Source organism: Frigoribacterium sp. AC512, from assembly GCF_979258295.1.
Map to the genome: position 1 here is coordinate 671,817 of NZ_OZ409850.1, position 26,508 is coordinate 698,324.

Sequence of the window (26,508 nt, forward strand, 5' to 3'; positions counted from 1 at the left end):
ACCTCTCGAAGATGAGAAACCAGGAGAAGACATGAACACGAAGAAGTTCCGCTGGGTCGCCGCCGTCGCCGTCGGCGTCGTCGCGGCAGGCTCGATGACCGCCTGCTCCGCCTCCGGCGGCAGCGGCGACAGCGACACGATCACCTACTGGGCCAGCAACCAGGCCCCCACGGTCGAGCGAGACGCCGAGATCCTGCAGGAGTCCATCGACCGCTACACGGAGGAGACGGGGGTGGAGGTCGACCTCGAGGTCATCCCGTGGTCCGACCTCTACAACCGCATCCTCACCGCCGTCTCGAGCGGCGAGGGCCCCGACGTGCTCAACATCGGCAACACGTGGGCGGTGTCTCTCCAGTCGAGCGGCGCGTTCGTGCCCTGGGAGGGCGAGGCCCTGGACGAGATCGGCGGCCAGGACCGCTTCGTCCAGTCGAGCTTCGCCACCGGCGGCGCCGAGGGCCAGGCCCCGACCTCCGTTCCTATCTACGGCCTGTCGTACTCGCTGTACTACAACACCGCCATGTTCGAGGCGGCCGGCATCACCACGCCGCCCGCCACGTGGGACGAGTTCGTCGAGGACGCCAAGAAGCTGACGATCGACACCGACGGGGACGGCCAGATCGACCAGTGGGGCGTCACGATGGCCGGCTCGAGCATCACGAACAACGCCCACCAGGCGTTCGTCCGCGGCCTGCAGAACGGCGGCGAGCTCTACGACGGCGACGGCAACCCCGACTTCGGCAACGACGGCGTCGTGGCCGGCGTCAAGGAGTGGGTCGACCTGATGGCCGTCGACAAGGTCGTCTCGCCGTCCGACGCCGAGAGCGTCAACGGCTCCGACATGGCGGCGACCTTCGCCGAGGGCCAGGCCGCGATGTTCTTCGACCAGGCCCCGGGCGACAACCTCAAGTCGCGCAACTTCACCGACTACGCCGCGGCGCCCGTGCCGATGGAGACCGCCGACGCCACCGGCCTCGAGGGCACCCAGAGCCACGTCGCGGGCATCAACGTCAGCGTCTTCGAGAACTCGGGCAACAAGGAGGCGGCGATCGACTTCGTCAAGCACCTCACGAGCGACGACGAGCAGAAGTACCTCAACGAGTCGTTCGGCTCGCTGCCCGTGGTCACCGCCGCCTACGACGACCCCGCGTTCCAGACGGACGTGATCAAGCTGAAGCAGACGATCCTCGCGGACCACGCCCAGCCCATGCCCCTCTACCCCTCCGAGGGACAGATGGAGACCCTGGTCGGCACCGCGATCAAGGACCTCCTCGCCACCGCGGCCCAGGGCGGCTCCGTCAGCGAGGCCGACGTGAAGTCGGCCCTCGAGGACGCGAACAGCCAGATGACCACGGGTCAGTAGCCCCGTCCCACCGTGCGGGGACCCGTCCGGTCGGCAGCGCCAGCGCTGTCGGCCGGACGGGCCCCCCTGCCCCGCCCGAGAGGACCGTCATGACCGTCAACGTTCTGCCCCCCGCCACCGCCGAGAAAGAGTCGGCTCCCGATCCGCACCAGCAGGCTCCGATCGAGCCCGCGAAGCGCAAGAAGCACCGCTCGCCGCTCGCCTACTTCCTGGTCGCCCCCGCGGCCCTGGCCGAGCTCCTCGTCCACATCGTCCCCATGGTGCTCGGCATCTGGATCGCGTTCATCACGCTGAACCAGCTCAGCATCGCCAACTGGGTCAACGCCCCCTTCGTCGGCCTGCAGAACTTCGTCACGGCCCTCGACCCGAGCTCGCCCATCGCGGGCCAGCTCTACGGGGCCCTCGGCCGCACCCTGCTCTTCACCGTGATCGTCGTCGCGATCGCGTGGAGCATGGGCATGCTCGGCGCCGTGCTGCTGACCAGCTCGTTCAAGGGGCGGGGCCTGCTCCGCACGCTGTTCCTCGTGCCCTACGCGCTGCCCTCGTACGTCGGCACCATCGCCTGGGCCTTCATGTTCAACCAGCGAGACGGGGCCATCAACCGGTTCCTGGTCGACGACCTCGGGATCCTCCAGGACAGGCCCTTCTGGCTGCTCGGCGGGAACTCGTTCTGGGCGATCGTGATCGTGACCGCCTGGCAGTTCTGGCCCTTCGCGTTCCTGATGCTGCTCGCGGCGCTGCAGAACATCCCGGGCGACGTCTACGAGGCCGCCAGCCTCGACGGTGCCAGCCTCTGGAAGCAGTTCACGAACATCACGCTGCCGATGGTGAAGCCTGCGAACGCCGTGCTGCTGCTCATCATGAGCCTCTGGATCTTCAACCAGTTCAACGTGCCCTACGTGCTCTTCGGCCCGGCCTCGCCCGAGCAGGCGACGCTCATCTCGCCGCTGATCTACCAGCAGAGCTTCAACAACTGGAACTTCGGCCTCGGCGGTGCCATGAGCGTCATGCTCCTGGTCGTGCTGCTGATCGCGTCGGCGTTCTACATCCGGATGGTCCTCCCGAAGGGGCAGAACGACAATGATTGAGACCCGCGGCTTCAAGATCTTCCGCTTCTTCGGGCTGGCGTTCCTGTCGCTGGTCGTGATCATCCCGCTGTACGTGGTGCTCACGACCTCGATCAAGCCGCTGGCCGACGTGCAGGGCCTCTTCACCTGGATCCCCTCGCGCGTCACCCTCGAGCCCTACGTGCAGATCTGGCAGACGGTGCCCCTGGCGTCGTACTTCAAGAACAGCCTGATCGTGACCATCTCGGCGACGATCCTGTCGGTGGCGATGGCCGTGCTGGCCGCCTACGCGCTGGCTCGCCTGCGCTTCCGTGGACAGCGCAGCTTCAGCCTCGTGGTGCTGTCGACCCAGATGTTCCCCGGCATCCTGTTCTTGCTGCCGCTGTTCCTGATCTTCGTGCAGATCCAGCGCACGGTCGGGGTGCAGCTGACGGGCAGCTACCTGGGCCTGATCATCACCTACATGACGTTCAGCCTGCCGTTCTCGATCTGGATGCTGACGGGCTACTTCGCCTCCATCCCGAAAGAACTCGAGGAGGCCTCGATGATCGACGGCACGGGTCGCCTCGGCGCCCTGTTCCGCGTGATCATCCCCGTCGCGAAGCCCGGCATCATCGCCGTCGCGGTCTACGCCTTCATCACGGCCTGGGGCGAGGTGCTCTTCGCCTCGGTGCTCACGAGCAAGGACACCAGGACCCTGTCGATCGGCCTGCGGGCGTACGCCTCGCAGCAGGACGTCTACTGGAACCAGCTGATGGCGGCCTCGGTCGTCGTCTCGCTGCCCGTGCTGATCGGCTTCATGCTCGTGCAGAAGCACCTCATCACCGGTCTGTCCTCCGGTGCCGTCAAGTGACGCCGACCGGCCTGGCCTGACGGGGGCGCAGCGGTGACCGACGTGGGGGAGGCGCTGCCTCGCCTCGCGGGCGTCGCCCCGACCCGGCGGGCCGCGGCCTCGGTCGCGCCCCTCCAGGTCGGGGTGGTGGGCGGCGGCTTCATGGGCCGGGTGCACACCGCCGCGGCCAGGGCCGCGGGCGCGCAGGTGGTCGCGGTCGCGTCCTCGAGCCCGGCCAGCGCCTCCTTCGCGGCCGCCGCCCTGGGCGTCCCGACCGCCCACGACAGCGTGCAGGACCTCCTCGACGACCCCGGCGTCGACGTCGTCCACCTCTGCACGCCGAACGCCGTGCACGCGGGTCTCGCCCTCGCCGCCCTGGCGGCCGGCAAGCACGTGGTCTGCGAGAAGCCGCTGGCCACCTCGACGGCCGAGGCCGACGAGCTCGTGCGGGCAGCCCGGGCGGCAGGCAGGACCGCCGCGGTCCCGTTCGTCTACCGGTACCACCCGATGGTGCGGGAGGCGCGGGCCAGGGTGGCCGCCGGCGTCACGGGACGCGTGCTCAGCGTCCGGGGCAGCTACCTGCAGGACTGGTTGCTCGACCGCGACGACGTCGACTGGCGCGTCGACTCGGCCTCGGGCGGCCCCTCGCGCGCCTTCGCCGACATCGGCAGCCACCTCGTCGACCTCGTCGAGTTCGTCCTCGGCGACCGCGTGGCCGCCCTCGCGGCCGTCGTCGACCGGGTCCACGACGAACGCGGCGGGCGCCCGGTCGACACCGAGGACGAGGCGGCGGTCGTCTTCGAGACGGCCGCCGGCGTCATCGGCACCCTCTTCGTGTCGCAGGTGGCGCCGGGGCGGAAGAACCGCCTCCTCGTCGACGTCGCGGGCACCGCGGAGAGCCTGGAGTTCTCGCAGGAGGAGCCCAACCGGCTCTGGATCGGGCGTCGCGCCGCGTCCGAGGTCGTCTCGCGCGACGCGGCCCGGCTGGTGCCGGACGCGGCCCGCCTCTCGACGCTCCCGGCCGGGCACCCGATGGGCTACCACGACGCCTTCGCCTCGTTCGTCCGCGACGTGCACGACGCCGTGCGCGGCGGGCAGCCGGAGGGGCTGCCGACCTTCGAGGACGGCCGCCGCGCCGTCGTCGTCACCGAGAGCGTCCTGCTCGCCGCCGCCGAGCGGCGCTGGGTGGACGTCCCCTCGTGAACGACCGCCCCGCGGACGACCGCCTCGTGGAGCGCCGCGGAGTGGACCAGGATGGAGCTGCGCCGCGCGCCGACGCACCGACGACGAGAGAGGCCGACATGGGCGAGAGCTCGCACCCCGTCACGCTGTTCACCGGCCAGTGGGCCGACCTGCCGCTCGAGGAGGTGGCGGCGCTCGCCGCGGGCTGGGGCTACGACGGCCTCGAGATCGCCGCGTCGGGCGACCACCTCGACCTCGAGCGCGCCGACGAGGACGACGCGTACCTCCGCGGCCGGCTCGACGTGCTCGAGCGGCACGGCCTCGGCGTCTGGGCCATCTCGAACCACCTCACGGGCCAGGCCGTCTGCGACGACCCGATCGACTTCCGGCACCAGGCGATCGTGCGTCCGAGCACGTGGGGCGACGGCGAGCCCGAGGGCGTCCGTCAGCGTGCGGCCGAGGACATGAAGCGGGCGGCCAGGGTCGCCCGGCGGATGGGAGTCGACACGGTCGTCGGGTTCACCGGATCGAAGATCTGGCCGTACGTGGCGATGTTCCCGCCCGTGCCCGAGAGCGTCATCGACGCCGGCTACGAGGACTTCGCCGCCCGCTGGAACCCCATCCTCGACGTCTTCGACGGCGAGGGCGTGCGGTTCGCCCACGAGGTGCACCCCTCCGAGATCGCCTACGACCACTGGACGAGCGTCCGCGCCCTCGACGCGATCGAGCACCGCGAGGCCTTCGGCTTCAACTGGGACCCGTCGCACATGCTCTGGCAGGGGGTCGACACGATCGGGTTCATCGTCGACTTCGCCGACCGGATCTACCACGTCGACTGCAAGGACACGCGCGTCCGGCCGAGCAGCGGCCGCGCCGGATTGCTCGGCTCGCACCTGCCCTGGGGCGACCCGCGCCGCGGCTGGGACTTCGTCTCGACCGGGCACGGCGACGTCGACTGGGAGTCGGCGTTCCGCACCCTCGACGCCGTCGGCTACGCCGGGCCGATCTCGATCGAGTGGGAGGACGCCGGCATGGACCGGCTGCACGGGGCGCCCGAGGCGCTGGCCCACGTGCGCTCGCTGCTCTGGCCCCGGCCGACCGCCTCCTTCGACGCGGCCTTCTCGAACCAGTAGCCGCCCCGCCCACGAACAGGGAGAACCCCGTGCCCCGCACCCTCCAGCCCGGACAGTCGAGCCGCGTGCTCGTCGTCGACCCCGCGACCAGAGAGGTCGAGGTCGCCCTCGAGAGCTCGAGCGTCCTCGTCGAGGCGCCCAACTGGAGCCCCGACGGCCGCTGGCTCGTCGTCAACGCCGACGGGCTGCTCTGGCGGCTGCCCGCCGAGGCGCGGGGCGTCGACGAGGCGGCCCTGGTGCCCGTGCCCATGGGCGACGTGCCCGAGATCAACAACGACCACGTGATCGCGCCCGACCAGGGCAGCGTGTTCGTCAGCTCGCACGACGGCCACCTGTACGAGGTGCCCTGGGACGGCGTCGCGCCCGGCGGCGAGGCACGCCGCGTCACGCGCGAGCACCCTGCCGGCCGCAACCACAAGAACTACCTTCACGGCGTCTCGCCCGACGGCGCGACGCTGAGCGTGATCGTCGGCGCCCTGCCCGAGGCAGCGGTCGACCCGGACGACGAGGAGGCGCGGGCCGGCTGGCAGACGAACGTCGTGCTGGTCTCGGTGGCCGACGGCGCCCCGACCTCCGTGACTGCGGACGGCCACCCCGACGACGGTGCGGAGTTCTCGCCGGACGGTCGACACGTCTGGTTCAACTCGGAGCGGGCGTCGGGCGGCGTGGCGGGCCACGCGCAGCTGTTCCGCGCCCGGCCCGACGGCGGCGAGCTCGTGCAGGTCACCGACGACGAGCTCGTGAACTGGTTCCCGCACGTCTCGCCCGACGGGGCGACCCTGCTCTGGCTCGGCTACCCGACGGGCACGCTCGGCCACCCCGAGGACCGCGACGTCGTGCTCCGCACCCTGCCGCTCGGCACCGACGGGCTGCCGACGCCGGGGGAGCAGCCGCACGACGTGCTGCGGCTGCTCGGAGGCCAGGGCACGGTCAACGTGCCGTGCTGGGCACCCGACTCGGCTCGCTTCGCCTGCGTGGACTACCCGCGCGGCTGAGCGCCCACGAGGGGAGCCGGCGAGGGCGGGCCCCGGCGCCCAGCCGGGTCCCGCCCTCGGGCTCGGACGTCAGGCCGTCGGCAACAGCTCAGCGACCTTGCCGCCGGCGATGCGCAGGCGCCGCTCGGCCCGCCGGGCCACGGCCGAGTCGTGCGTCACGATGACGAGGGTCAGCCCGCGGTCGCGCCAGACGCCCTCGAGCAGGTCCATGATCTCGTCCCGGGTCGCCTCGTCGAGCGACCCCGTCGGCTCGTCCGCCAGCAGCACGGTCGGCTCCTTGACCAGCGCACGCGCGATGGCGACCCTCTGCTGCTGGCCACCGCTGAGCTCGCCCGGCAGGTGGTCGGCCCGCTCCGCGAGCCCGACCGAGGCCAGCGCCTCCTTCGCCCTCGTCCGTCGCTCGGGGCGGGGCACCGAGTCGTCCGCGAACGCCGTCTCGACGTTCTCCGCGGCCGTCAGCGTCGGGATCAGGTTGAAGCCCTGGAACACGAAGCCGACGTCGCGGGCCCGTACCGCCGCCAGCGCGCGGTCGCCCGCCGCCGAGAGGTCGGAGTCGCCGAGCCTCACCGTGCCGCTCGTCGGCCGGTCCAGCGCGCCGAGCATCTGCAGCAGGGTCGACTTGCCGCCTCCGGTCGGGCCCTGGATCGCGACCATCTGGCCCGCGGGGATCTCGAGGTCGACCCCGTCGAGGGCCGTGACGCTCTTCTTCCCCTGCGAGTAGGTCTTGGTGACGGCGATGAGCGTGTACATGGGCGTGGTGCCTCCGGAGGCGGTGGTCGGGTCGGCGGGTCCGGCGGGTGCCGGCAGGGCGGTGGCGCGGACGTCGGCGGCGGTCGGCTCCGCGGCCGCCCCGGTCACGCGACGCTCCTCAGCGCCTCGGCTGGGCGCAGCCGCGACGCGCGCCACCCGCCCACGGCGCCGGCGAGCAGCCCGCCGACGACGGCCAGGCCGACCGCGAGCAGCACGACCGAGATCGTGACGGGGGCGTGCAGGACGACGTCCGTCGTCGCCGTGGCCAGCTGCTGGCCGAAGCCGCCGCCGCCTGCTGCAGCCGCACCTCCTGCGTCGGCTGCCGCTCCGGGCCCGCCGGCAGCGCCGCCGGGACCTGCCGCGGTGGTCGTGGCCGCAGCCGACAGGGTCGGGGCGACGAGGTTCACCACGAGCAGCCCGACGAGACCTGCCGCGACGCCGACGACGCCGCCGACGAGGCCCTGGACGAGCGACTCGCCCGCTACCTGACGGGTGATGCGAGCGTTGCTCCAGCCGATCGCCTTGAGGGTGCCGAACTCGCGGGTGCGTCGGCTGACGCCCGAGACGGTGAAGAGGATCGCGATGAGGAACGCCGCGGCGAGCACGATCACCGAGAGCCAGGTGCCGAGCTTGCCGATCAGGTCGGAGGCGGTCGACAGCGAGCCGGAGACGCTCGACGCGAGGTCGGACTGCGTGCTCACGGTGGCGTCGGGCAGGGCGGCCTGCAGATCGGTCTTCAGGGCGTCGACGCCGCTGGCGCTCGCCGCGGTCACGTACACGTTGCTGATCTGGTCGGTCAGCCCGCTGAGCGCCTGCGCCGTGTCGAGCGGGACGTACGCGTCGGAGGCGGTGGCCGCGTCGGACGAGGTGGACGCGACGATCCCCACCACCGCGAAGTCGGTGCCGCCGATCGCCAGCGTGTCGCCGACCGCGAGCTCTGCACTCGTGGCGTAGGTCTGGTCGAGCACGACGACGTCCGCTCCCGCGTCGTCGGCGGTGAGGGTGCGGCCGTCGACGAGCGAGGCGCTGGTCAGCGGGCCGACCGCGGCCGCGCTCGGGTCGAGGCCCGTGACCGAGAACTGGTCGACGTCGAACGCGCTGCCGCCGGCGCCGTCCGCCCCGCCCGTGGGAGGTGCGAGCTGGCTGCCCGTGTCGGTCCCGTCCGTCCCGGTCCCGGTGCCGCCGCCGGTCGCGCCGTCGGTGCCGGCGCCTCCTGCGCCCTGGGAGAAGTCGGGCAGAGTGCCCGAGAAGCTGGAGTTCTCGAGGCTCAACGTGGCCGTCGCGGCGGACACGCCGTCGACGCCCTCGACGGTCGCCAGGGCCGACGAGGCGAAGGTCGCCGTGCCGCGGGCGGCCGAGAGGGTGCTCTGCGCGACCTCCGTGCGGCCGTCGTCGGTGGTCGTGCCGTCGCCCGAGCCGAAGGCGAACTGCCGGCCGGGACCGCCGCCGTCGGCGCCCGGCTCTGCGGTCTGCGTGATCGTGACGTCGGTGCCGACGCCGTAGACGGACTCGAGCACGGACGACTGGGCGTTCCGCACGCCGGCCGCCACGCCGCTGACGACGATCACGAGCGCGATCGCGAGCGCCATGCCGGCCGCGATCACCACGGTCTGCTTGCGTCTGTTGCTCAGCTCTCTGAGCAGGTAGGTCAGGAACATCGGAGGTCTCCTCGGTGCAGGGGGATCCGCGGGGGATCAGGTCGGGGGCGACGCTAGGGAGGCGGTCTCGCAGCACCCGATGGGCCGTCCATGAGCTTCCGATGAGAGACGCGCAGGCAACGCATCGGAGCAGCACAGTCCGTTCATAGGAACCGGCTCGAAGCTGAGTGCGTGACCACGACGACCCCCACCCCCGCGCAGGCCCCCCGACTCACCCGGGCCGACGGCTCGCCCCTCCGAGTCCTCGTCGTCGACGACGAGAACAGCCTCACCGACCTCCTCTCGATGGCCCTCCGCTACGAGGGGTGGGACGTCAAGGCCGCCGCCGACGGGCAGGGCGCCCTCGCGCTGGCCCGCGAGTTCCAGCCCGACGCGATCGTGCTCGACTGGATGCTGCCCGACATCGACGGCATCCAGGTGCTCGGTCGTCTGCGTGCCGGGGGCGACGACACCCCGATCCTGTTCCTCACCGCGAAGGACTCCGTCGAGGACCGCGTCTCCGGGCTGACGGCGGGCGGCGACGACTACGTCACCAAGCCGTTCTCCCTCGAGGAGGTGGTGGCCAGGCTCCGCGGCCTCATCCGTCGGTCCGCGTCGGCCGTGAGCGAGGCCGGCGACAGCCGCATCGTCGTCGGCGACCTGGTGCTCGACGAGGAGAGCTACGAGGTGCACCGCGGCGACCGCGAGGTCGAGCTGACCGCCACCGAGTTCGAGCTGCTGCGCTTCCTGATGCGGAACCCGCGCCGGGTGCTCAGCAAGGCACAGATCCTCGACCGCGTCTGGAGCTACGACTTCGGCGGCAAGTCGAGCGTCGTCGAGATCTACATCTCGTACCTCCGCAAGAAGATCGACGCGGGCGAAGAGGCGATGATCCACACCGTGCGCGGCGTGGGCTACGTCATCAAGCCCACGTCGTGAGCGCGGCCGCACCCGGAGGGTCCCGTCTCGGCGGGCTCCTCGGGCGCGTGCCCCGCGCCTCCGCCCCCCTCACGCTCCGCAACCGCCTGATCCTCAGCATCGTCGCCATCGTCGTCCTCCTGACGGTGGTCATCGGCACCGTGAGCGTGGTCGCGCTGCGCGGCTCGCTGATGCGCCAGCTCGACGACGACCTCACGGGCGCGACGAACAGGGCCTTGACGGCGGCCTCGATCGGAGGCTCGTCGGGCCGCCCGAGCCTCAGCCCCGACAGCGACGCCCTCGGCGCGCCCCGACAGGCGCCCGGCACCTTCACCGCCGTGCTCGTCGGCGACGTCGTGCAGCAGGCCTTCACGGTCACCGAGGCCGGCGAGCTCGAGGACCCACTGACCGACGAGATCACCTCGGCGCTGGCGACCGTGCCCGACGCGGGCGGCCCGGTCACCGTGTCGCTCGGCTCGGACCTCGGCGGCTACCGGGTCGAGGCCGTCCCCGTGACCCTCGGGTCGCGGAGCGGCGGCACCGTGTCGTCGGGCTACCTCGTCGTGGGCCTGCCCACCGACAGCGTGACCCAGACCGTGGCCGGCATGATCGCCTCCATCGCCTTCGTGACCTTGCTCGGCCTCGTCGTCGCGATCCTCATCGCGTACGCCGTCGTGCGGCGGGCGCTGCGCCCGCTCGAGCGGCTCTCGGACACCGCGCTGCGCGTGGCCGAGCTGCCCCTCGACCGCGGCGAGGTCGCCCTGGCCGAGCGGGTCGACGAGCAGGACACCGACACGCGCACCGAGGTCGGCCGGGTGGGGGCGTCGCTCAACCACATGCTCGGCCACGTCGCGGCGGCGCTGGAGGCGCGGCAGCAGAGCGAGAACAAGGTGCGGCAGTTCGTCGCCGACGCCTCGCACGAGCTCCGCACCCCCTTGGCGTCCGTGCGCGGCTACGCCGAGCTGACCCGGCGGATGGGCGCGGGCCTGCCCGACGACGTCGTCTACGCGATGGGCCGCATCGAGTCGGAGTCGCTGCGCATGACCTCGCTCGTGGAGGACCTGCTGCTCCTCGCCCGCCTCGACGAGGGTCGCGACATCGTCGTGGCCGACGTCGACCTCACCCGCATCGTGCTCGACGCCGTCAACGACGCGGGGGTGGCCGACCCTGCCCACGACGTCGACGTCGTGCTGCCCGACGAGCCGGTCGTCGTGCCCGGGGACGCGATGCGCCTGCATCAGATAGTCGCGAACCTGCTCACCAACTCGCGGACCCACACGCCGGAGGGCACGCCCGTGCACGTCGCCCTGGGCGTCGACGAGGCGGGACGCCGGGCCGTCGTCACGGTCTCCGACGAGGGCCCGGGCATCGACCCGGCGGTGCTGCCCGTGCTGTTCGAGCGCTTCGCCCGGGCCGACAGCTCGCGTTCGCGCAAGGCAGGCTCGACCGGCCTCGGGCTCGCCATCGTCGAGGCCGTCGCGCACGCCCACGGCGGCGACGTCTCGGTCGCCAGCAGTGCCGACGGAGCCGTCTTCACGGTGCGGCTGCCGCTCGCCGTGCCGCCCGCCTCGCCCGTCTGACGCTCGCCGCCTTGGGTCGGGTCGGGACCGGCCGCGGCCGACGCTGGCTGCTGCTGCTGGTGCAGTGCCCGTACCGGTCGGCGTCGCACCCCGGAGTGGACGATGCACCCCGTCGTTTCGAGGTGCATCGTCCACTACGGGGTGCAGGGGGCGGTGTGCCGGGCGCGAGGCGCTGCGTCACGATGCGAAGCGGAGGCGCGCCGCGCGAGCCGCAGCCGTCACGCGGCGTGGGTCGACGGGGATGCCCGCTCGCGTCAGGAGGGCGGCGAGGCGACGCGGCGCGACCAGGTCGCGGTACTCGAACCGCACCACGACGCGCACGTCGTCCCGTTCGAGGAGCTCCGTCTCCCGACGCTTCTCGTCGCGCATCACCTCGGCGACGGACCGGCCGCCCCGCAGGGCCTCGTCCGCGTACTTGCCGAAGCCGTCGAACTCGAATGCGGCGAGGTGCGCGGGGTCGAAGAAGTCGCACCGTGCCGTCCCCGAGACCAGGGTGAACTCACGCTGCAGGTCGAGTGTCGGCACCCCGAGCTCGTGCAGGACGACGCGCGCGAGCGACTCGCCGCCGTTCTCGGCCCACGGCGACGCGAACGCGATCGCGCGGCGGGCGGCGGCCCGGCCGGGGCCCGTGCCGTCGCCGATCTCGGCGAGGAGGTGGGCGCGCCGTCGGGCGAGCAGCTCGTCGATCTCGAGACCCGATCGGTGACCACGAGGCAGCACGAGCCTGCGGAGCACCGCGTCGACGCACATCACCGCGTCCGCGAACAGCGCCGTCAGGGCGACGTCGAGGGCCGTGCGCTCGAGGGAGGTGACCCGGACGTCGGACAGGACCACCACCTCCTCGTCTCGCAGCGGGCCGGGTCTGATCCGCAGCGTCGCCGACGTCTTGGTCGACGCACGCCTGGCGTCGACGACGCTCACCCTGTCGGCGGCCTGCTCGACGCGGGGCAGGTCGTGGAGCGCGACCGCGCTGCCGTGGGACGCGACCCAGCAGGCCGAGCCGAGGAGGACGGCCCGCGTCCGCAGCACGAGCCGAGCTCGGGCGTCGAGCGCGTCCCAGGTCGGCTGCTCCACGAAGACGCCTCGGCGCACCCGCACGACCTGGCCGGCCGCGACGGCGCGGCGCAGGCCCCGGGCCTCGTGCGACTGCGCACCGTGCGTGGCGGCGAACGAGAGCGGGACGGTGAGCGGGTCGAGGTCGAGGAGGGGCATCCCCACACTGTCGGGGCCGCGGCCGACGAGGCGCGCGTCCATCGCGCCTCCTGTGCATGGTCGTCGGCTCGTCCACAGGTCGCGCGGACAGACCGGCGCGGGCGTGTGCACGGGTGAACACCCCGGAGTGGACGATGCACCCCGTAACGACGGGGTGCATCGTCCACTCCGGGGTGCGAGGCGCGGGGTGCGGGGTGCGAGGCGCGGCCGCGGGGTCCGGGGTGCGAGGTGACCACCGAACGACCGCAGGAGGCGCGACTTGCGTCATCGCGCCTCCTGCGTCTACTGTGTACCCAGCCCAAGACCGCCGGTTGTCCCTGTCTGCTCGCAGACGGAGACCGAAGGTTCTCGAGAGAGAGCGACCAGCGCAGGTGTGTGAAGTCGTTCCTCGCTTCTGCGAGATCCAGCTCCGTGCGCCAGCGCCGGAGCTTTTTCCATGCCCCGTCCTCGGACGAGACGTGAGCGAGTGCCCGGGGGCTGCCGGCACACCCACGTTTTAGGAGAGCCATGGCGAACAAGGAAGCATCGGTCGCCGAGCTCACGGAGAACTTCCGTAGCTCGACCGCCGTTCTGCTCACCGAGTACCGCGGTCTCACTGTGGCAGAGCTCAAGGAGCTCCGCACCGCCATCAGTGCAGACGCGACGTACGCCGTGGTGAAGAACACGCTCAGCAAGATCGCGGCGAACAACGCCGGCATCAGCTCGTTCGACGACGAGCTCGTCGGCCCGTCTGCGATCGCCTTCGTGCACGGAGACCCTGTCGCCGTCGCCAAGAGCATGCGTGACTTCGCCAAGGCACACCCCGCGCTGATCGTGAAGGGCGGTTACTTCGACGGTAACGCCCTGACCGCAGCCGAGGTCACCAAGCTCGCCGACCTCGAGTCGCGGGAGGTGCTGCTGGGCAAGCTGGCCGGCGCCTTCAAGGCCTCGCTGTTCGGCGCTGCTTACCTGTTCAACGCTCCGCTGTCGCAGGCCGTCCGCACGGTCGAGGCGCTGCGCGCGAAGCAGGAAGCCGACAGCTAACAGCTGTCGCAGCAACCACCACCACTTACAGAACACAACAAGGAGAACACCATGGCGAAGCTCACGCAGGACGAACTGATCGAGGCCTTCAAGGAGCTCACGCTCATCGAGCTCAGCGACTTCGTGAAGAAGTTCGAAGAGGTCTTCGAGGTCACCGCTGCTGCCCCCGTGGCCGCTGCCGGTGCCGCCGGCCCCGCCGCCCCCGCCGAGGAGGTCGAGGAGAAGGACAGCTTCGACGTCGTCCTCGAGGCTGCCGGCGACAAGAAGATCCAGGTCATCAAGGAGGTCCGCGCGCTCACGAGCCTCGGCCTCGGCGAGGCGAAGGCCGTCGTCGACGGTGCCCCCAACACCGTCATCGAGGGTGCGAACAAGGAGACGGCCGAGAAGGCCAAGGCTCAGCTCGAGGCTGCCGGCGCCACCGTCACCCTCAAGTAGTCTGCGGGGCCCACGGCCCCTCGCGACCTCGGTCGCACAGCACTGCCTGCTCTCACGAGCACCGGAGGCGCTGCTCCCCACGGGGAGCGGCGCCTTCGTCGTTCGCGGGTGCAGTCCACGGCAGCGGGCTCGGCGCATGCCGCTCTGACGAGCGGCGGGGGGCCTCAGCCGCGGGCGACGACTGAGTGGCGGCGGCCGTAGAGCGCGTACACCGCGACCCCGACGCCCATCCACACGGCGAACGCGGCCCAGGTGATCCCGCCGAGCGTCACCATGAGCAGCACGCACGTCGCGAAGCCGAGCACCGGGACGACCGGGTACAGCGGCACGCGGAACGTGCGCTCGAGCTCGGGCCGGTTGCGGCGCAGCCAGATGACCGACAGGTTGACGAGCGCGAAAGCGAAGAGCGTGCCGATGCTCGTCGCGTCGGCGAGGGCCCCGAGGGGGATGAACGCCGCGGTGACCGCGACCGCGCCGCCGACGATCAGGGTGCCGGCGACGGGCGTGCGCGTCCGCGGCGAGATCCGGCCCAGGACGGACGGCACGAGCCCGTCACGGGCCATCGACAGGAAGATGCGCGTCTGCCCGTAGAGCACGGTCAGGACGACGGAGGCGATGGCCGCGACCGCGGTCACCGCGAAGAGGAAGGCCACCCAGGGCTGGCCCGTGATGTCGGCGACGATCGTCACGAGGGTCGCCTCGCCGTCGGTGAAGTCCTGCCAGGGGCGGGCTCCGACCGCGGCCACGGCGACGAGGATGTACAGCACCGTGATGATGACGATGGAGGCGACGATCGCCCGCGGCAGGTCCCGCTTCGCGTCCTGCGCCTCCTCGCCGGCCGTGGACGCCGCGTCGAAGCCGATGTACGAGAAGAACAGGCGGGAGGCGGCGGCCGAGACCCCGGCCGCCCCCATCGGCGCGAGGGGCTCGAAGTTGCCTGCGCTGAAGGCCGTGAAGGCGACGGCGACGAAGAAGACGAGCAGGCCGACCTTGACCACGACCAGGACGGTGTTGACCCAGGCGCTCTCGCGGGCCCCGGGCACGAGCACGAGGGCGGCCAGCAGGACGAGCGCGGCGGCGGGGAGGTTCAGCAGGCCTCCCTCGGCGGGCGGGCCGGCGACGACGTCGGGCAGCGAGAGGCCGAAGACGCGCAGGGCCTCGTCGACGTACTGGCCGGCGCCCACCGCGACGGCCGCGACCGACACGGCGTACTCGAGCACGAGGCACCAGCCGCAGACCCAGGCGACGCCCTCGCCGAGGGTCGCGTAGGCGTAGCTGTAGCTCGAGCCGGAGACGGGCACGCTGCCCGCCATCTCGGCGTACGACAGTGCCGAGAGCAGGGCGGCGACGCCGGCGAGGACGAACGCGAGGAACACCGCGGGCCCGGCGAGGGGCACGGCGGTGCCCAGCACCACCAGGATGCCCGTGCCGAGCGTGGCTCCGATGCTGATGGCGGTCAGGTGCCAGACCCCGAGGGTGCGCCGGAGGCCCCGGGCGTCGGACGCCTCGGCCTCGCGCGCGAACGCCTCGAGGGGCTTGCGACGCAGCAGCTGCTCGCCGAGCCGCGGGCGAGCAGGAGCAAGGGCAGGGGCAGGGGCAGAGGAGGCAGGGGTCAGGTCGTCGGGCACCGCGAGAGGCTACCGCCTCGGGTCAGTCCTCGTCGACGTGCAGCCCCAGCTGTCGCACCCGGGCGATGGCCTCGCGGCGCGACGTCGCCTGCAGCTTGCGGTAGATGCTCCGGACGTGGCTCTTGACCGTGTTCACCGAGATGAACAGCTGGCTGCCGATCTGGCCGAGGGTCTGGCCGGTGGCCAGGTGGCGCACGATGACGAGCTCGCGGTCGCTCAGCGGCTCCGCGAGGGGCGCCACGTCGGGGCCCTCGGCCGAGTGCAGGCGGGCGAGCACCCCGAGGGTGGCCTGCGGCTGGTCGCGCTGCACGGCGCGGGCCACGAGGTGGTCGAGGAGGGGCTCCGGCAGGGTGCCGAAGATCCAGCCTGCGCCCGAGCGGCCCGCCTCGAGCAGGGCACGGTCGAAGGCGATGTCGGCCTGGGCGGTGTCGCCCTGGGCCAGGTGGGCGGCCGCAGCGACGGCGTGCACGTGCCCGATGGTCCGCTCCGAGTGCAGGTCGCCGAGCACCAGGCACGCCTCGAGGTCGTCGAGCGCCGCCTGCGGCTCGCCGGTCGAGAGGTGGATGAGGGCGAGCACGCGGGCGGGGCACTCGATGTGGCGGTCGCCGGGCGAGAGGGGCAGGGCCAGGCGCCGCGCCTCCTGCGCCTGTCCGAGCTGGAGCATCGTCTCGGCGCGGAGGGCCGTGGCCGACCGGCCGAGCACGACGGCGCCCGTGAAGCCCTGCACGAGGCGCGAGATGCGGCCGAGGTGGTCGAGCACCTCGATCGACCGGCCCTGGGCGAGCAGGACGCTGGCCTCGGCGAACCAGCCGAGCGCCTCCCAGTCGCTGCCGCGCGCCGCCAGGTGCACGCGCGCGACGAGGTCGTCGTGCCCGCCGGGGGACTCGTCGCGCTCGAGGGCGAGGTGCAGCCGCGCGATCTGGGCGAGGGCGCCGAACGAGCTGGCGAGCAGGTCGGTGCCGTCGGCGAGCTCTGCGGCGTTCTCGAGGTGCTCGTCGGCGAGCGCGAACTCGCCGAGCAGCACGGCGACGTAGGCGAGGGCGGAGAGGCACTCGACGCGCTCGGCGATGCTGAGGTGCTCCTCCCCGAGGCCCGAGGCGAGCCCCAGGGCGAACTGGGCCTGGTCGTACTCGCCGTAGTGCAGCCGGATGAGGCCGAGCTGCAGGGAGAAGGAGGCGCTGAGGCTGATGCGTGCCGTGATCGACTCGGAGAGGTCGCTCTCGATCATCGTGCGCGCGACCTCGAGGTGCTCGTGGGCGACGACGAGGTTGCCGAGGGTCCGCAGCGCGGCGCCGAGGTGCACGTGGTAGCCGGCCCGCACCTCGAGGGGCAGCCCGGGGTCTGCGTCGATGGCCTTGGCCACGCCGCGGAACCACGGGAGCGCCGCGCTGCGCGATCGCGAGCCGACCGAGCGGTAGCTGGCGGCGAGGGCGAGCAGGATGAGCGGCCGGCCGCTCCACTCGGCCTCGGGAGCCGAGCGGACGGCCTCGCGCAGACGGGCTCCCTGCAGGGGGGCTATCTGCGTCCAGGCCTGCTCGATGGCGTCGAGCGAGGCCCGCGCGTCGGCGGGCTGGAGCTCGACCCCGGTCGGGTCGGGTGATGCATCGTCAAGGGTGCGCACGGGTCCTACCTCTGCCGCATCGGGTAGTTCCCCGTCGGGTAGGGGAATGCGGCGTCAGGGCGTGGTCAGGAACCCTGAGCTCCCAGCATAAATGAGCGATGTTCCCGTCTGCGCGTCTGGCGGCCAGATTGCCCCAGGAGTGGGGGGGCGCGCCGCGGGCGTAGCCTCGCTCCATGAGCAGGATGGACTCCGTCGCCGCGGGCGGCGGCATGCGCGGCACGGGAGGCGGCGGAGGCGGTGGCGCAGCCGGCGGGGCGGGCGGCGGCAGGCCGGGCGGAGGCGGCGGCCGTGGCGGCCGGGTCTCGAGCGGCGACGCGGCGGCCCAGAAGGCGGCCAACGCCGCCGCGCCGAAGATCCCCGACCTGTTCCGGCGGATCCGCGGCCTCTTCTCTCCCCACCGGCGGGCACTCGTCGTCACCGTCGTGCTGGTGCTCGTCGGCGCGGCGATCAGCGTCGCGCCCCCGTTGCTCACGAAGCAGGCCTTCGACCGCGGGCTCTTCCCGGCAGGCGGCCCCGACGTGCCGGTGCTGATGGAGCTCGTCGGCCTGATGATCGGGCTGTGGGTGCTGTCGGCCGGGATCGGCGTCTGGCAGACCTGGCTCACCGCCACGGTCGGGAACAGCGTGATGGGCGCCCTCCGCATCCGGCTGTTCGGGCACCTCCAGCGCATGGAGCTCGCGTTCTTCACCCGGACGAAGACGGGCGTCATCCAGTCCCGCCTGCAGAACGACGTCGGCGGCGTCGCCAACGTGCTGAGCAACACGATCTCGAGCGTGCTCGGCAACACCGTCACGGTGATCGCCGCGTTCATCTCGATGCTCGTGCTCAGCTGGCAGATGACCGTCGTCACCGTCATCCTGCTGCCGCTGCTCGTCGTGGCGCAGCGCCGCGTCGGCCAGGTGCGCGCACGCATCGCGACCAAGACGCAGGAGTCGCTGTCCGACATGACGGCGATCACGCAGGAGGCGCTGAGCGTCAGCGGCATCCTGCTCGCGAAGAGCTTCAACCAGCAGCGCAGCGAGGTCGAGCGCTACTCGGCCGAGAACCGCACGCAGATCGGCCTGCAGGTGCGCCAGCAGATGAGCGGCCAGTGGTTCTTCGCCGTCGTCCAGATCTTCCTGTCCGTGATCCCGGCGCTGATCTACCTGGTGGCCGCGTGGCTCATCCTCCGCGACGTGCCCGTCACCGCCGGCACGATCGTCGCCTTCACGACCGTGCAGGCCCGGCTGACGTTCCCGCTGATGGGGCTCCTCCGGGTGGCGCTCGACCTGCAGACCTCCGGCGCGTTGTTCGCCCGCATCTTCGAGTACCTCGACCTGCGGCCCGCCATCACCGACGGCGGGGCCTCGGCGACGGTCGACGAGGCGCAGCTCGGCCGCGTCGAGTTCGACGACGTCGAGTTCGCCTACCCCGACGCCGAGCCGGGGCAGCGGACCCTCCGCGGCGTCTCGTTCGACATCGAGCCGGGCCAGTTCGCGGCGTTCGTCGGCCCGAGCGGCGCCGGCAAGACCACGGTGTCGTACCTGATCCCGCGGTTCTACGAGGCGACGGGCGGCAGCGTGCGCTTCGCCGGCACCGACGTCCGCGACCTGCGGCAGGAGTCGCTGGTCGAGAACATCGGCATCGTCAGCCAGGAGACGTACCTGTTCCACGCGACGATCGGCGACAACCTGCGGTACGCGCGTCCGGACGCCACCGACGAACAGCTGGTCGACGCCGCGCGGCAGGCGAACATCCACGAGACGATCGCGTCGTTCCCCGACGGCTACGACACCGTGGTGGGCGAGCGCGGCTACCGCCTCTCCGGCGGCGAGAAGCAGCGCATCGCCATCGCCCGCGTGCTGCTCAAGGACCCGGCCGTGCTGGTGCTCGACGAGGCCACGAGCGCGCTCGACACCGTGTCCGAGCGGGTCGTGCAGGAGGCGCTCGACACGGCCACGAGAGGGCGCACGACGATCGCCATCGCCCACCGCCTCTCCACCGTCCGCCACGCGGACGTCGTCTTCGTCGTCGACGGCGGACGGATCGTCGAGCGCGGCACGCACGACGAGCTCGTCGCCCTCGGCGGCGTGTACGCCGACCTCTACGGGCAGCAGGTGGCGTCGACGACGTGACCGGCGCCTCCTCGACGGCCGACGAACGGCTCAGCCGAGGAGGGCGAGCGTCGTTGAGCCGAGGAGGCGAGCGTGGTTCAGTCGCGGAGGGCGAGCATCGCCCGCATGGCGTCCACGTCGCTCTGCTGCGTCATGATCATGCCGCTCGCGAAGGCGTCGACCTGAGGGTCGTCGCTGCGGGCGAGGACGGCCTGGGCCATCTCGATGCCGCCCAGGTGGTGGTCGATCATCAGGGTGAGGAACAGCCGCTCGGCGTCGACGCCGTCGGCGGCCCGCAGCTCGGCCATCTGCTCGGGCGTCGCCAGGCCGGGCATCGGCTCTCCGGGCACGTGGCTCGGCGCCGGGGAGCCGGACGCGGCGCCGCCGTGCTCGTGCCCGGACAGCTGCCCGTCGAGCGTCGGCTGCGTCATCCAGGTCATCACCGGCTGGGAGGGAGCCTGGGGCACGCCCCACACCTCGAGCCAGGCGTACATCTGGCCGGCCTGCTGCGACTGGGTCGCGGCGATGTCGTAGGCGATGGTGCGCACGTCGTCCGAGGTCGAGCGGTCGCGGATGGCGAACGACATCTCGACGGCCTGCTCGTGGTGCACCTGCATGTCGCGGGCGAACCCGGCCTCGACGCTGTTCGTGCCGGGCACGACGGGAGCCGACGAGGTGAGCCGCCCCACGGCGACGCCCGTCCCGAGCACGAGCAGCAGCGCGACCGCGGCGGCGATCACGAGGCGCAGGCGACGACCTGAGGAGGTGCCGGCAACGCCCGCCTCGGTCGTCACGTCGTCGAGGTCGTCGTGCCGCTCGTCGCGGTCGTGTGCCCTGCGGAGGTCGTCGGTCACGACACCTTGCCGGGGCCGTCGACGCCGCCCGTGCAGGGCGCGCCGGGCTCGGGGGCGTCCGCCGACTTCCAGTACTTGGTGACGAAGTCGGAGACGGCGTCGGCCGCGGGGTCGTCGAAGGCCAGCTGGGCGCCCCAGGCGCTGACGGCCATGGGGCTGTCCATGCCCTCGTAGGGCGAGACGACCGAGTAGGTGGAGGGCGCGAGGTCGGTGATCTGCTCGATCTGCTCGTCGGTGACCTGGGCAGGGTCGTAGGTGAACCAGATCGCGCCGTGCTCGAGGTCGTGCACGGCGTTCTCGTTCGGCACCTGCTCGGTGTAGACGCCGCAGTTCATCCAGACCGCGGCGTGGTCGCCGCCGGCCGGGGGAGTCATCTCGTAGTCGACGGCCCCCGTGACGTGGTTCGCGGTCAGGTCGTCCCAGGTCTGCACGCCGGCGACGTCGATCTCGCTGCGGTCGGCCCGGGGAGTGCCGCTCGTCACGACGACGGTGACGATCAGGGCGACCGCGGCGGCGCCCGCGACGGAGGCGGTCACGATGCCGATGGTCCGGTTGCGCTTCGACCTGGCCTGCTCGCGCTTGAGCGCCGCGACCTTCTCCTGCCGGCGCGCGTCCCGCTGCTGCTTCACGCTCATCGAGCTCGGGTCGGGCTTCGATCCGGGGGTGTTCTTGTCGCTGCTGGCCACGGTGGGGTCCTCTGGTGTCGGGGATGCGTCACCGATTTGTCCCACACCTGTCTGGGAAGACCGTCACAGCCGACCCGACTCGCCCCGTCATCTGCCGGGGGCCGCCGGTAGAGTCGGGCGGAGACATCCGGAACGCTAAGGAGCACCTGTGAAGTACGCCGAGACCGTCCTCGACCTGGTGGGCGACACCCCGCTTGTGAAGCTCAACAAGGTCACCGAGGGCGTCACGGCCACGGTGCTCGTCAAGGTCGAGTACCTCAACCCCGGCGGCTCGTCGAAGGACAGGATCGCGACCCGGATCATCGACGCGGCCGAGCGGGACGGCCTCCTCCTGCCCGGCGGCACCATCGTCGAGCCGACGAGCGGCAACACCGGCGTGGGCCTCGCGCTCGTCGCCCAGCAGCGCGGCTACCGCTGCGTCTTCGTGCTGCCCGACAAGGTCGGCGACGACAAGCGGAACGTGCTGAAGGCCTACGGCGCCGAGATCGTCGTCACCCCGACCGCCGTCGAGCCGTCCAGCCCCGAGTCCTACTACAGCGTGAGCGACCGGCTCGTCCGCGAGATCCCCGGCGCCTTCAAGCCGAACCAGTACGCGAACCCCGCCGGCCCGCAGAGCCACTACGAGACCACCGGTCCGGAGATCTGGCGCGACACCGAGGGCCAGGTGACCCACTTCGTGGCCGGCGTCGGCACGGGCGGCACGATCAGCGGGACGGGCCGCTACCTGAAGGAGGTGTCCGGTGGGTCCGTGCAGATCATCGGCGCCGACCCCGAGGGCAGCGTCTACAGCGGCGGCACCGGCCGCCCCTACCTCGTCGAGGGCGTCGGCGAGGACTTCTGGCCCTCCGCCTACGACCCCACCGTCGTCGACCGGATCATCGCGGCGTCCGACGCCCGGTCGTTCGAGCTGACCCGTCGTCTCGCCCGCGAGGAGGGCCTGCTGGTCGGCGGGTCGTCCGGCCTCGCCGTCGCCGCCGCGCTCGACGTGGCCCGCGAGCTCGGCCCGGACGACGTCGTCGTCGTGCTGCTGCCCGACGGCGGACGCGGCTACCTCGGCAAGATCTTCAACGACGCCTGGATGCGCTCGTACGGCTTCGCCGACAGCGTCGACGGGCGCACCGTCCGCGACCTGCTCGGCTCCAAGACCGGCTCCCTGCCGGCCCTGGTGCACGCGCACCCGTCCGACACCCTGCACGACGTGATCGGCATCATGACGACGTACGGCGTCTCGCAGATGCCGGTCCTCTCCGCAGAGCCCCCCGTGGTGATCGGCGAGGTCGTCGGCGCGGTCGAGGAGAAGGCGCTGCTGGAGGCGGTCTTCGCCGGGGGAGCGAGCATGGGCGACGCGCTGTCGACCGTGGTCGGCGCCCCGCTGCCCCTGATCGGGATCAACGAGTCGGTCGAGAGCGCGCGCGCCGCGCTCGAGACCACCGACGCGCTGCTCGTCACCGACGACGGCAAGCCCGCCGGGGTCGTCACGCGCCACGACGTCCTGGCCTTCCTCTCCTCCTGACGCCCGTTCCGTACAGCACCACGCGTCAGACTCCCCGCACCTGCTTCCCCGCGTCACGAAGGACACCCCATGAGCACCTCCGACCACGGCTTCTCGACCAGGGCCATCCACGCCGGCCAGGAGCCCGACTCGCGCACCGGCGCGGTCGTGCAGCCGATCTACCAGTCGTCCACGTTCGTGCAGGACGGCATCGGCGGCTTCCGCGACGGCTACGAGTACGCCCGGTCGGCGAACCCCACCCGGGACTCGCTGCAGGAGCTGCTGGCCTCGCTCGAGGGCGGCACGGCGGCCTTCAGCTTCGCCTCCGGCCTCGCGGCCGAGGACGCGCTGCTGCGGTCCGTCCTCCGCCCCGGCTCGCGGGTCGTGATGGGCAACGACGTCTACGGCGGCACGCACCGGCTGGTGAACCGGGTCTGGACGCCGTGGGGCGTCACCCTCGAGACCGTCGAGATGACCGACCTCGACGCCGTCCGGGCCGCGGTGCGCCCCGGCGAGACCGACGTGCTCTGGGTCGAGACCCCGAGCAACCCGCTGATGAAGGTCAGCGACGTCACGGCGCTCGCCGAGATCGGGCACGCTGCCGGCGCGCTCGTCGTCGTCGACAACACCTTCGCGTCCCCAGCGCTGCAGCAGCCGCTGTCCCTCGGCGCGGACGTCGTCGTGCACTCGACGACCAAGTACATCGGCGGGCACTCCGACGTGGTCGGCGGCGCCGTCGTCGTGCGCGACGACGAGCTCGCCGAGAAGATCGGCTTCGTGCAGTTCGGGGCGGGCGCCGTCTCGGCCCCGATGGAGGCCTGGCTGACGGTGCGCGGCATCAAGACGCTCGCGCTGCGCGTCGAGCGGCACTCGTCGAACGCCCTCGCGATCGCGCACGAGCTCGAGGGGCACCCCGCGATCGAGCGCGTCTTCTACCCCGGCCTCGAGTCGCACCCGGGGCACGAGCTGGCCGCCCGCCAGATGAGCGCCTTCGGCGGGATGCTCTCCGTCTCGTTGACGGCGGGGGCCGCCGCGGCGCGCCGCTTCGCCGAGTCGACCGAGATCTTCCAGCTGGCGGAGTCTCTCGGCGGCGTCGAGTCGCTGATCGGCTACCCGACCGAGATGACGCACGCGTCCGTGCGCGGCACCGAGCTCGAGGTGCCCGACACCGTCGTCCGCCTGTCGGTCGGCATCGAGGACGTCGCCGACCTGCTCGCCGACGTGCGCCAGGCGCTCGACCGCGCGCAGGCCTGATCCCCGGGGGCGCCTCCTGGTGGGGCGCCTCCTGGCGGGGCGCCCCCGGGAGGACCGGGCATCGGAGGCGGCACCTAGGGTGAGGACATGACGACCGCCCCCGAGAGCACCCTGCCCGCGGGCGGCGTGCTCTCGCCGGCGTACCGGCTGGCCACGCTCGGCATGGTGGCCCTGATCGGCATCGCGGCGTTCGAGTCGCTGGCGATCACCACGGTGATGCCGATCATCGCGCGCGAGCTCGACGGCGAGGCGCTCTACTCGGTCGCCTTCGCCGCCCCGCTCGCGTCGGGGGTCGTCGGCATGGTGGTGGCCGGCAACTGGGCCGACCGCAGCGGCCCCCGGGTCGTGGTCACCGCCTCCATGGTCCTCTTCGCGATCGGCCTCGCCATCGTCGGGACCGCGCCCGACATGATCGTGCTGCTGCTCGGCCGTCTCGTGCAGGGGCTCGGCAGCGGCGCCGTCATCGTCGGCCTGTACGTGATGGTGTCGAAGCTGTACCCGCCGGCGCTGCACCCGTCGATCTTCGCCGGGTTCGCGGCGGCCTGGGTGGTGCCCGGCCTCGTCGGCCCCGTGGTCGCCGGCACCGTCGCCGAGCTGGCCAGCTGGCACTGGGTGTTCCTCGGCGCGGTCCTCGTCGCCCTGCCCGCCTTCGCGATGATCCTCCCGAGCCTCCGGCGCGTCCCGCCCACGCTGCCGGGCGTCGACGGCGCCCGCGTGCCGTGGAGCATCGGGCGCATCGCGTGGTCGGTCGCCGCAGCCCTCGCCGTCATGGCCCTGAACCTCCTCTCCGAGCTGCCGCTCGCGGCCGCGGCGGCCGTGCTCGCCGCCTCCGTCGTGGTGCTCGTCGTGGCGCTCAGGCCGCTGCTGCCCCGCGGCGCCCTCGTCGCGGCCGCGGGCGTCCCGGCCCTCGTGCTGCTGCGCGGTCTCGTGGGCGCGGCCTTTCTCGGCAGCGACGTGTACCTGCCTTACATGCTGTCGGCGCAGTACGGCTTCGCGCCCGCCGCCTCCGGCATCACCCTCACGCTGGGCGCCGTCGCCTGGGCCGCCGCGAGCTGGGCCCAGGGGCGGCTCGGCGACCGGGTCGCCCAGCGGACCGGCATCCGCGTCGGCATCGTGCTGGTGCTCGTCGGCGTCCTGTCCGCCGGGGCCTCGGCCCTGGGGCACCTGCACCCGGCCGTCGTCATCACCGGCTGGGCCCTCGCCGGCGCGGGGATGGGGTTCATGTACCCGCGCTTCTCCGTGCTCGTGCTGCGCTGGTCGCGCGACGACGAGAAGGGCTTCAACAGCTCGGCCCTGACGATCGCCGACTCGTCAGGCTCGGCGATCGCGCTCGCCGTGACCGGGGCCGCGTTCCTCCAGCTCGGCGGCGCCGACGAGCCCGCCGCCTTCGTGGCGTGCTTCGCCGTCGCCGCGGTCGTCGCGCTCACCGCGCTGCTGGTGAGCGGTCGCGGGGCGCCGCGCGGTCCTTGAGCGCGGCTCCTCGCCCCTCGGTCGAGGGGCGCCCGCCGAAGTCTGCATAATGGTCTGCAGCGCGCGATGTGTACGGTCACATCGCCGATCAGCGATGGAGCGACGTGAAGCACGAGGTCGAGAAGGTGCGCGCGCCGAACATCCGCGACGTCGCGGCCCTCGCGGGCGTCTCGTACCAGACGGTGTCGCGGGTCCTCAACGACAGCCCGAGCATCCGCCCCGCGACGCGGCAGCGCGTGCTCGACGTCATCGACCAGATCGGCTACCGCCCGAACCAGGCCGCCCGGGCGCTGTCGACGAGCCGGTCCAAGGCCATCGGCGTGCTCACCCTGCAGAACGTCCACTTCGGCCCGCAGACGATGGTCAACGCCATCGAGGTCGAGGCGAGGGCGGCCGGGTACCGGCTCAGCATCGCCAGCACGTCGCGCGCCGACGACGACGTGCGGGCGAGCATCGACCTGCTGAGCAACCAGGCGGTGGAGGCGATCATCGTCATCGCGCCCCAGCGCAAGTTCTTCGCCGTGCTCGACGAGCTCGAGCTGGGGGTGCCGATCGTCGCGCTCGACTCGTCGCCGCGCACCAACGCGCACAGCCTCGCCGTCGACCAGCACGCCGGCGCGCGCCTGGCGACGCGGCACCTGATCGACCTCGGCCACAAGCACATCGTCCACGTCGCGGGCCCCCAGGACTGGATCGAGGCCGACGAGCGGATGCAGGGGTTCCTCTACGAGATGGCCGAGGCCGAGCTCACGGTCGAGCCGCCGATCCTCGGCGACCTGACGGCCGACTTCGGCTACCTCGCCGGGCGAGAGCTGCTGAGGCGACGTGACTTCACCGCCGTCTTCTCGGCGAACGACCTCATGGCGGTCGGGCTGCTGCACGCGTTCCGCGAGGCCGGCGTCGACGTGCCGCGCGAGGTCAGCGTCGTCGGGTTCGACGACTCGCCGACCGCTCCCCACCTCTGGCCGCCGCTCACGACCGTGCGCCAGGACTTCGCTCTGATCGGTCGCCGCGCCGTCGAGCTCGTCGTCGCCGAGCTCGACGGCAAGCCCGTCGAGGGGCGCACCCTGATCGCGCCGGAGCTCGTGGTCCGGGGCTCGACCGATCGTCCCTGGTTCCTCTAGGAGGAGGTCCCTCGCTCCTGCCGGGCGCCGGTCGGGCGTCCTCGCGAGGGCCCGGCGACACGCGGTGGACAGAGGCATTTGACAGGGACCCCCGCCGGGATTAGCTTTGCTCCAGTCGCGGTGTGAACGGTCACATCCCGAGTCTCACAGGCCCTCCCGAAG

22 protein-coding genes are annotated in these 26,508 nt (G+C 72.3%); 15 read left to right on the top strand and 7 right to left on the bottom strand.

Annotated elements, in window-relative coordinates:
- Positions 1-31: 31 nt before the first annotated feature.
- The 6 genes from ACZZ97_RS03070 to ACZZ97_RS03095 all read left to right on the top strand — a co-directional run bounded on the left by ACZZ97_RS03070 (position 32) and on the right by ACZZ97_RS03095 (position 6,569).
- The gene (locus ACZZ97_RS03070) at positions 32-1,360 is read left to right on the top strand and encodes an ABC transporter substrate-binding protein (RefSeq protein ID WP_314103293.1); all 1,329 of its coding nucleotides are present in this window, start codon (positions 32-34) and stop codon (positions 1,358-1,360) included.
- A gap of 89 nt (positions 1,361-1,449) precedes the next feature.
- A complete protein-coding gene (locus ACZZ97_RS03075; RefSeq protein WP_194612747.1) occupies positions 1,450-2,448 on the top strand; it encodes a carbohydrate ABC transporter permease in 999 nt (332 codons plus the stop codon).
- Complete coding sequence (locus tag ACZZ97_RS03080; RefSeq protein WP_123546690.1) at positions 2,441-3,280, top strand: carbohydrate ABC transporter permease; 840 nt, start codon at positions 2,441-2,443, stop codon at positions 3,278-3,280. The genes ACZZ97_RS03075 and ACZZ97_RS03080 overlap by 8 nt, the downstream gene beginning before the upstream one ends.
- A gap of 33 nt (positions 3,281-3,313) precedes the next feature.
- Entirely contained in the window at positions 3,314-4,462 is a 1,149-nt protein-coding gene (locus ACZZ97_RS03085) for a Gfo/Idh/MocA family protein (protein ID WP_463472256.1), read from the top strand.
- 98 nt (positions 4,463-4,560) lie between these two features.
- A complete protein-coding gene (locus ACZZ97_RS03090; protein WP_463473750.1) occupies positions 4,561-5,574 on the top strand; it encodes a sugar phosphate isomerase/epimerase family protein in 1,014 nt (337 codons plus the stop codon).
- A gap of 29 nt (positions 5,575-5,603) precedes the next feature.
- Positions 5,604-6,569, top strand: a complete 966-nt coding sequence (locus tag ACZZ97_RS03095; protein WP_463472257.1) for a TolB family protein — start codon at positions 5,604-5,606, stop codon at positions 6,567-6,569.
- Positions 6,570-6,638: 69 nt separating this feature from the next.
- Here ACZZ97_RS03095 and ACZZ97_RS03100 read toward each other — a convergent pair whose 3' ends face one another.
- Complete coding sequence (locus ACZZ97_RS03100; protein WP_314103295.1) at positions 6,639-7,319, bottom strand: ABC transporter ATP-binding protein; 681 nt, start codon at positions 7,317-7,319, stop codon at positions 6,639-6,641.
- Positions 7,320-7,423: 104 nt separating this feature from the next.
- Positions 7,424-8,977: an ABC transporter permease gene (locus tag ACZZ97_RS03105; protein WP_463472258.1), complete on the bottom strand. Its 1,554-nt coding sequence runs from the start codon at positions 8,975-8,977 to the stop codon at positions 7,424-7,426.
- Positions 8,978-9,148: 171 nt separating this feature from the next.
- Here ACZZ97_RS03105 and ACZZ97_RS03110 point away from each other — a divergent pair, with 171 nt between their 5' ends.
- A complete protein-coding gene (locus tag ACZZ97_RS03110) occupies positions 9,149-9,895 on the top strand; it encodes a response regulator transcription factor (protein ID WP_123546686.1) in 747 nt (248 codons plus the stop codon).
- 47 nt (positions 9,896-9,942) lie between these two features.
- Entirely contained in the window at positions 9,943-11,454 is a 1,512-nt protein-coding gene (locus ACZZ97_RS03115; protein ID WP_463472259.1) for a sensor histidine kinase, read from the top strand.
- 177 nt (positions 11,455-11,631) lie between these two features.
- Here the strand turns inward: ACZZ97_RS03115 and ACZZ97_RS03120 are convergent, their stop codons facing one another.
- Positions 11,632-12,666, bottom strand: a complete 1,035-nt coding sequence (locus ACZZ97_RS03120) for a hypothetical protein (protein ID WP_463472260.1) — start codon at positions 12,664-12,666, stop codon at positions 11,632-11,634.
- A gap of 507 nt (positions 12,667-13,173) precedes the next feature.
- Between ACZZ97_RS03120 and rplJ the strand changes: the two genes are divergently transcribed.
- Positions 13,174-13,689 (top strand): 50S ribosomal protein L10, encoded by a 516-nt coding sequence (gene rplJ / locus ACZZ97_RS03125; protein ID WP_123546685.1) that lies wholly within the window; start codon positions 13,174-13,176, stop codon positions 13,687-13,689.
- Positions 13,690-13,740: 51 nt separating this feature from the next.
- Positions 13,741-14,124, top strand: coding sequence for a 50S ribosomal protein L7/L12 (gene rplL / locus ACZZ97_RS03130; protein ID WP_123546684.1), 384 nt, complete (start codon positions 13,741-13,743; stop codon positions 14,122-14,124).
- Positions 14,125-14,288: 164 nt separating this feature from the next.
- Here the strand turns inward: rplL and ACZZ97_RS03135 are convergent, their stop codons facing one another.
- Both ACZZ97_RS03135 and ACZZ97_RS03140 read right to left on the bottom strand, forming a co-directional pair.
- Positions 14,289-15,752: an APC family permease gene (locus tag ACZZ97_RS03135; protein ID WP_463472261.1), complete on the bottom strand. Its 1,464-nt coding sequence runs from the start codon at positions 15,750-15,752 to the stop codon at positions 14,289-14,291.
- 22 nt (positions 15,753-15,774) lie between these two features.
- Positions 15,775-17,373, bottom strand: a complete 1,599-nt coding sequence (locus tag ACZZ97_RS03140) for a helix-turn-helix transcriptional regulator (RefSeq protein WP_314103698.1) — start codon at positions 17,371-17,373, stop codon at positions 15,775-15,777.
- 182 nt (positions 17,374-17,555) lie between these two features.
- On the opposite strand from ACZZ97_RS03140, the gene ACZZ97_RS03145 reads away from it, so the two are divergent.
- On the top strand, positions 17,556-19,487 hold the full coding sequence (locus ACZZ97_RS03145; protein WP_463473751.1) for an ABC transporter ATP-binding protein: 1,932 nt from the start codon (positions 17,556-17,558) through the stop codon (positions 19,485-19,487).
- 77 nt (positions 19,488-19,564) lie between these two features.
- Here ACZZ97_RS03145 and ACZZ97_RS03150 read toward each other — a convergent pair whose 3' ends face one another.
- Positions 19,565-20,320 (bottom strand): DUF305 domain-containing protein, encoded by a 756-nt coding sequence (locus ACZZ97_RS03150; protein ID WP_314102682.1) that lies wholly within the window; start codon positions 20,318-20,320, stop codon positions 19,565-19,567.
- Positions 20,317-21,006: a DUF3105 domain-containing protein gene (locus tag ACZZ97_RS03155; RefSeq protein ID WP_314102680.1), complete on the bottom strand. Its 690-nt coding sequence runs from the start codon at positions 21,004-21,006 to the stop codon at positions 20,317-20,319. The genes ACZZ97_RS03150 and ACZZ97_RS03155 overlap by 4 nt, the downstream gene beginning before the upstream one ends.
- Before the next feature lie 148 nt (positions 21,007-21,154).
- Here ACZZ97_RS03155 and ACZZ97_RS03160 point away from each other — a divergent pair, with 148 nt between their 5' ends.
- From ACZZ97_RS03160 to ACZZ97_RS03175, 4 genes are all read left to right on the top strand, one after another.
- On the top strand, positions 21,155-22,519 hold the full coding sequence (locus ACZZ97_RS03160) for a cystathionine beta-synthase (RefSeq protein WP_314102679.1): 1,365 nt from the start codon (positions 21,155-21,157) through the stop codon (positions 22,517-22,519).
- Between the two features lie 69 nt (positions 22,520-22,588).
- A complete protein-coding gene (locus ACZZ97_RS03165; RefSeq protein ID WP_463472262.1) occupies positions 22,589-23,752 on the top strand; it encodes a cystathionine gamma-synthase in 1,164 nt (387 codons plus the stop codon).
- A gap of 87 nt (positions 23,753-23,839) precedes the next feature.
- Entirely contained in the window at positions 23,840-25,222 is a 1,383-nt protein-coding gene (locus ACZZ97_RS03170; RefSeq protein ID WP_463472263.1) for an MFS transporter, read from the top strand.
- Between the two features lie 104 nt (positions 25,223-25,326).
- On the top strand, positions 25,327-26,346 hold the full coding sequence (locus ACZZ97_RS03175) for a LacI family DNA-binding transcriptional regulator (protein WP_314101825.1): 1,020 nt from the start codon (positions 25,327-25,329) through the stop codon (positions 26,344-26,346).
- The last annotated feature ends 162 nt before the right edge of the window (positions 26,347-26,508 follow it).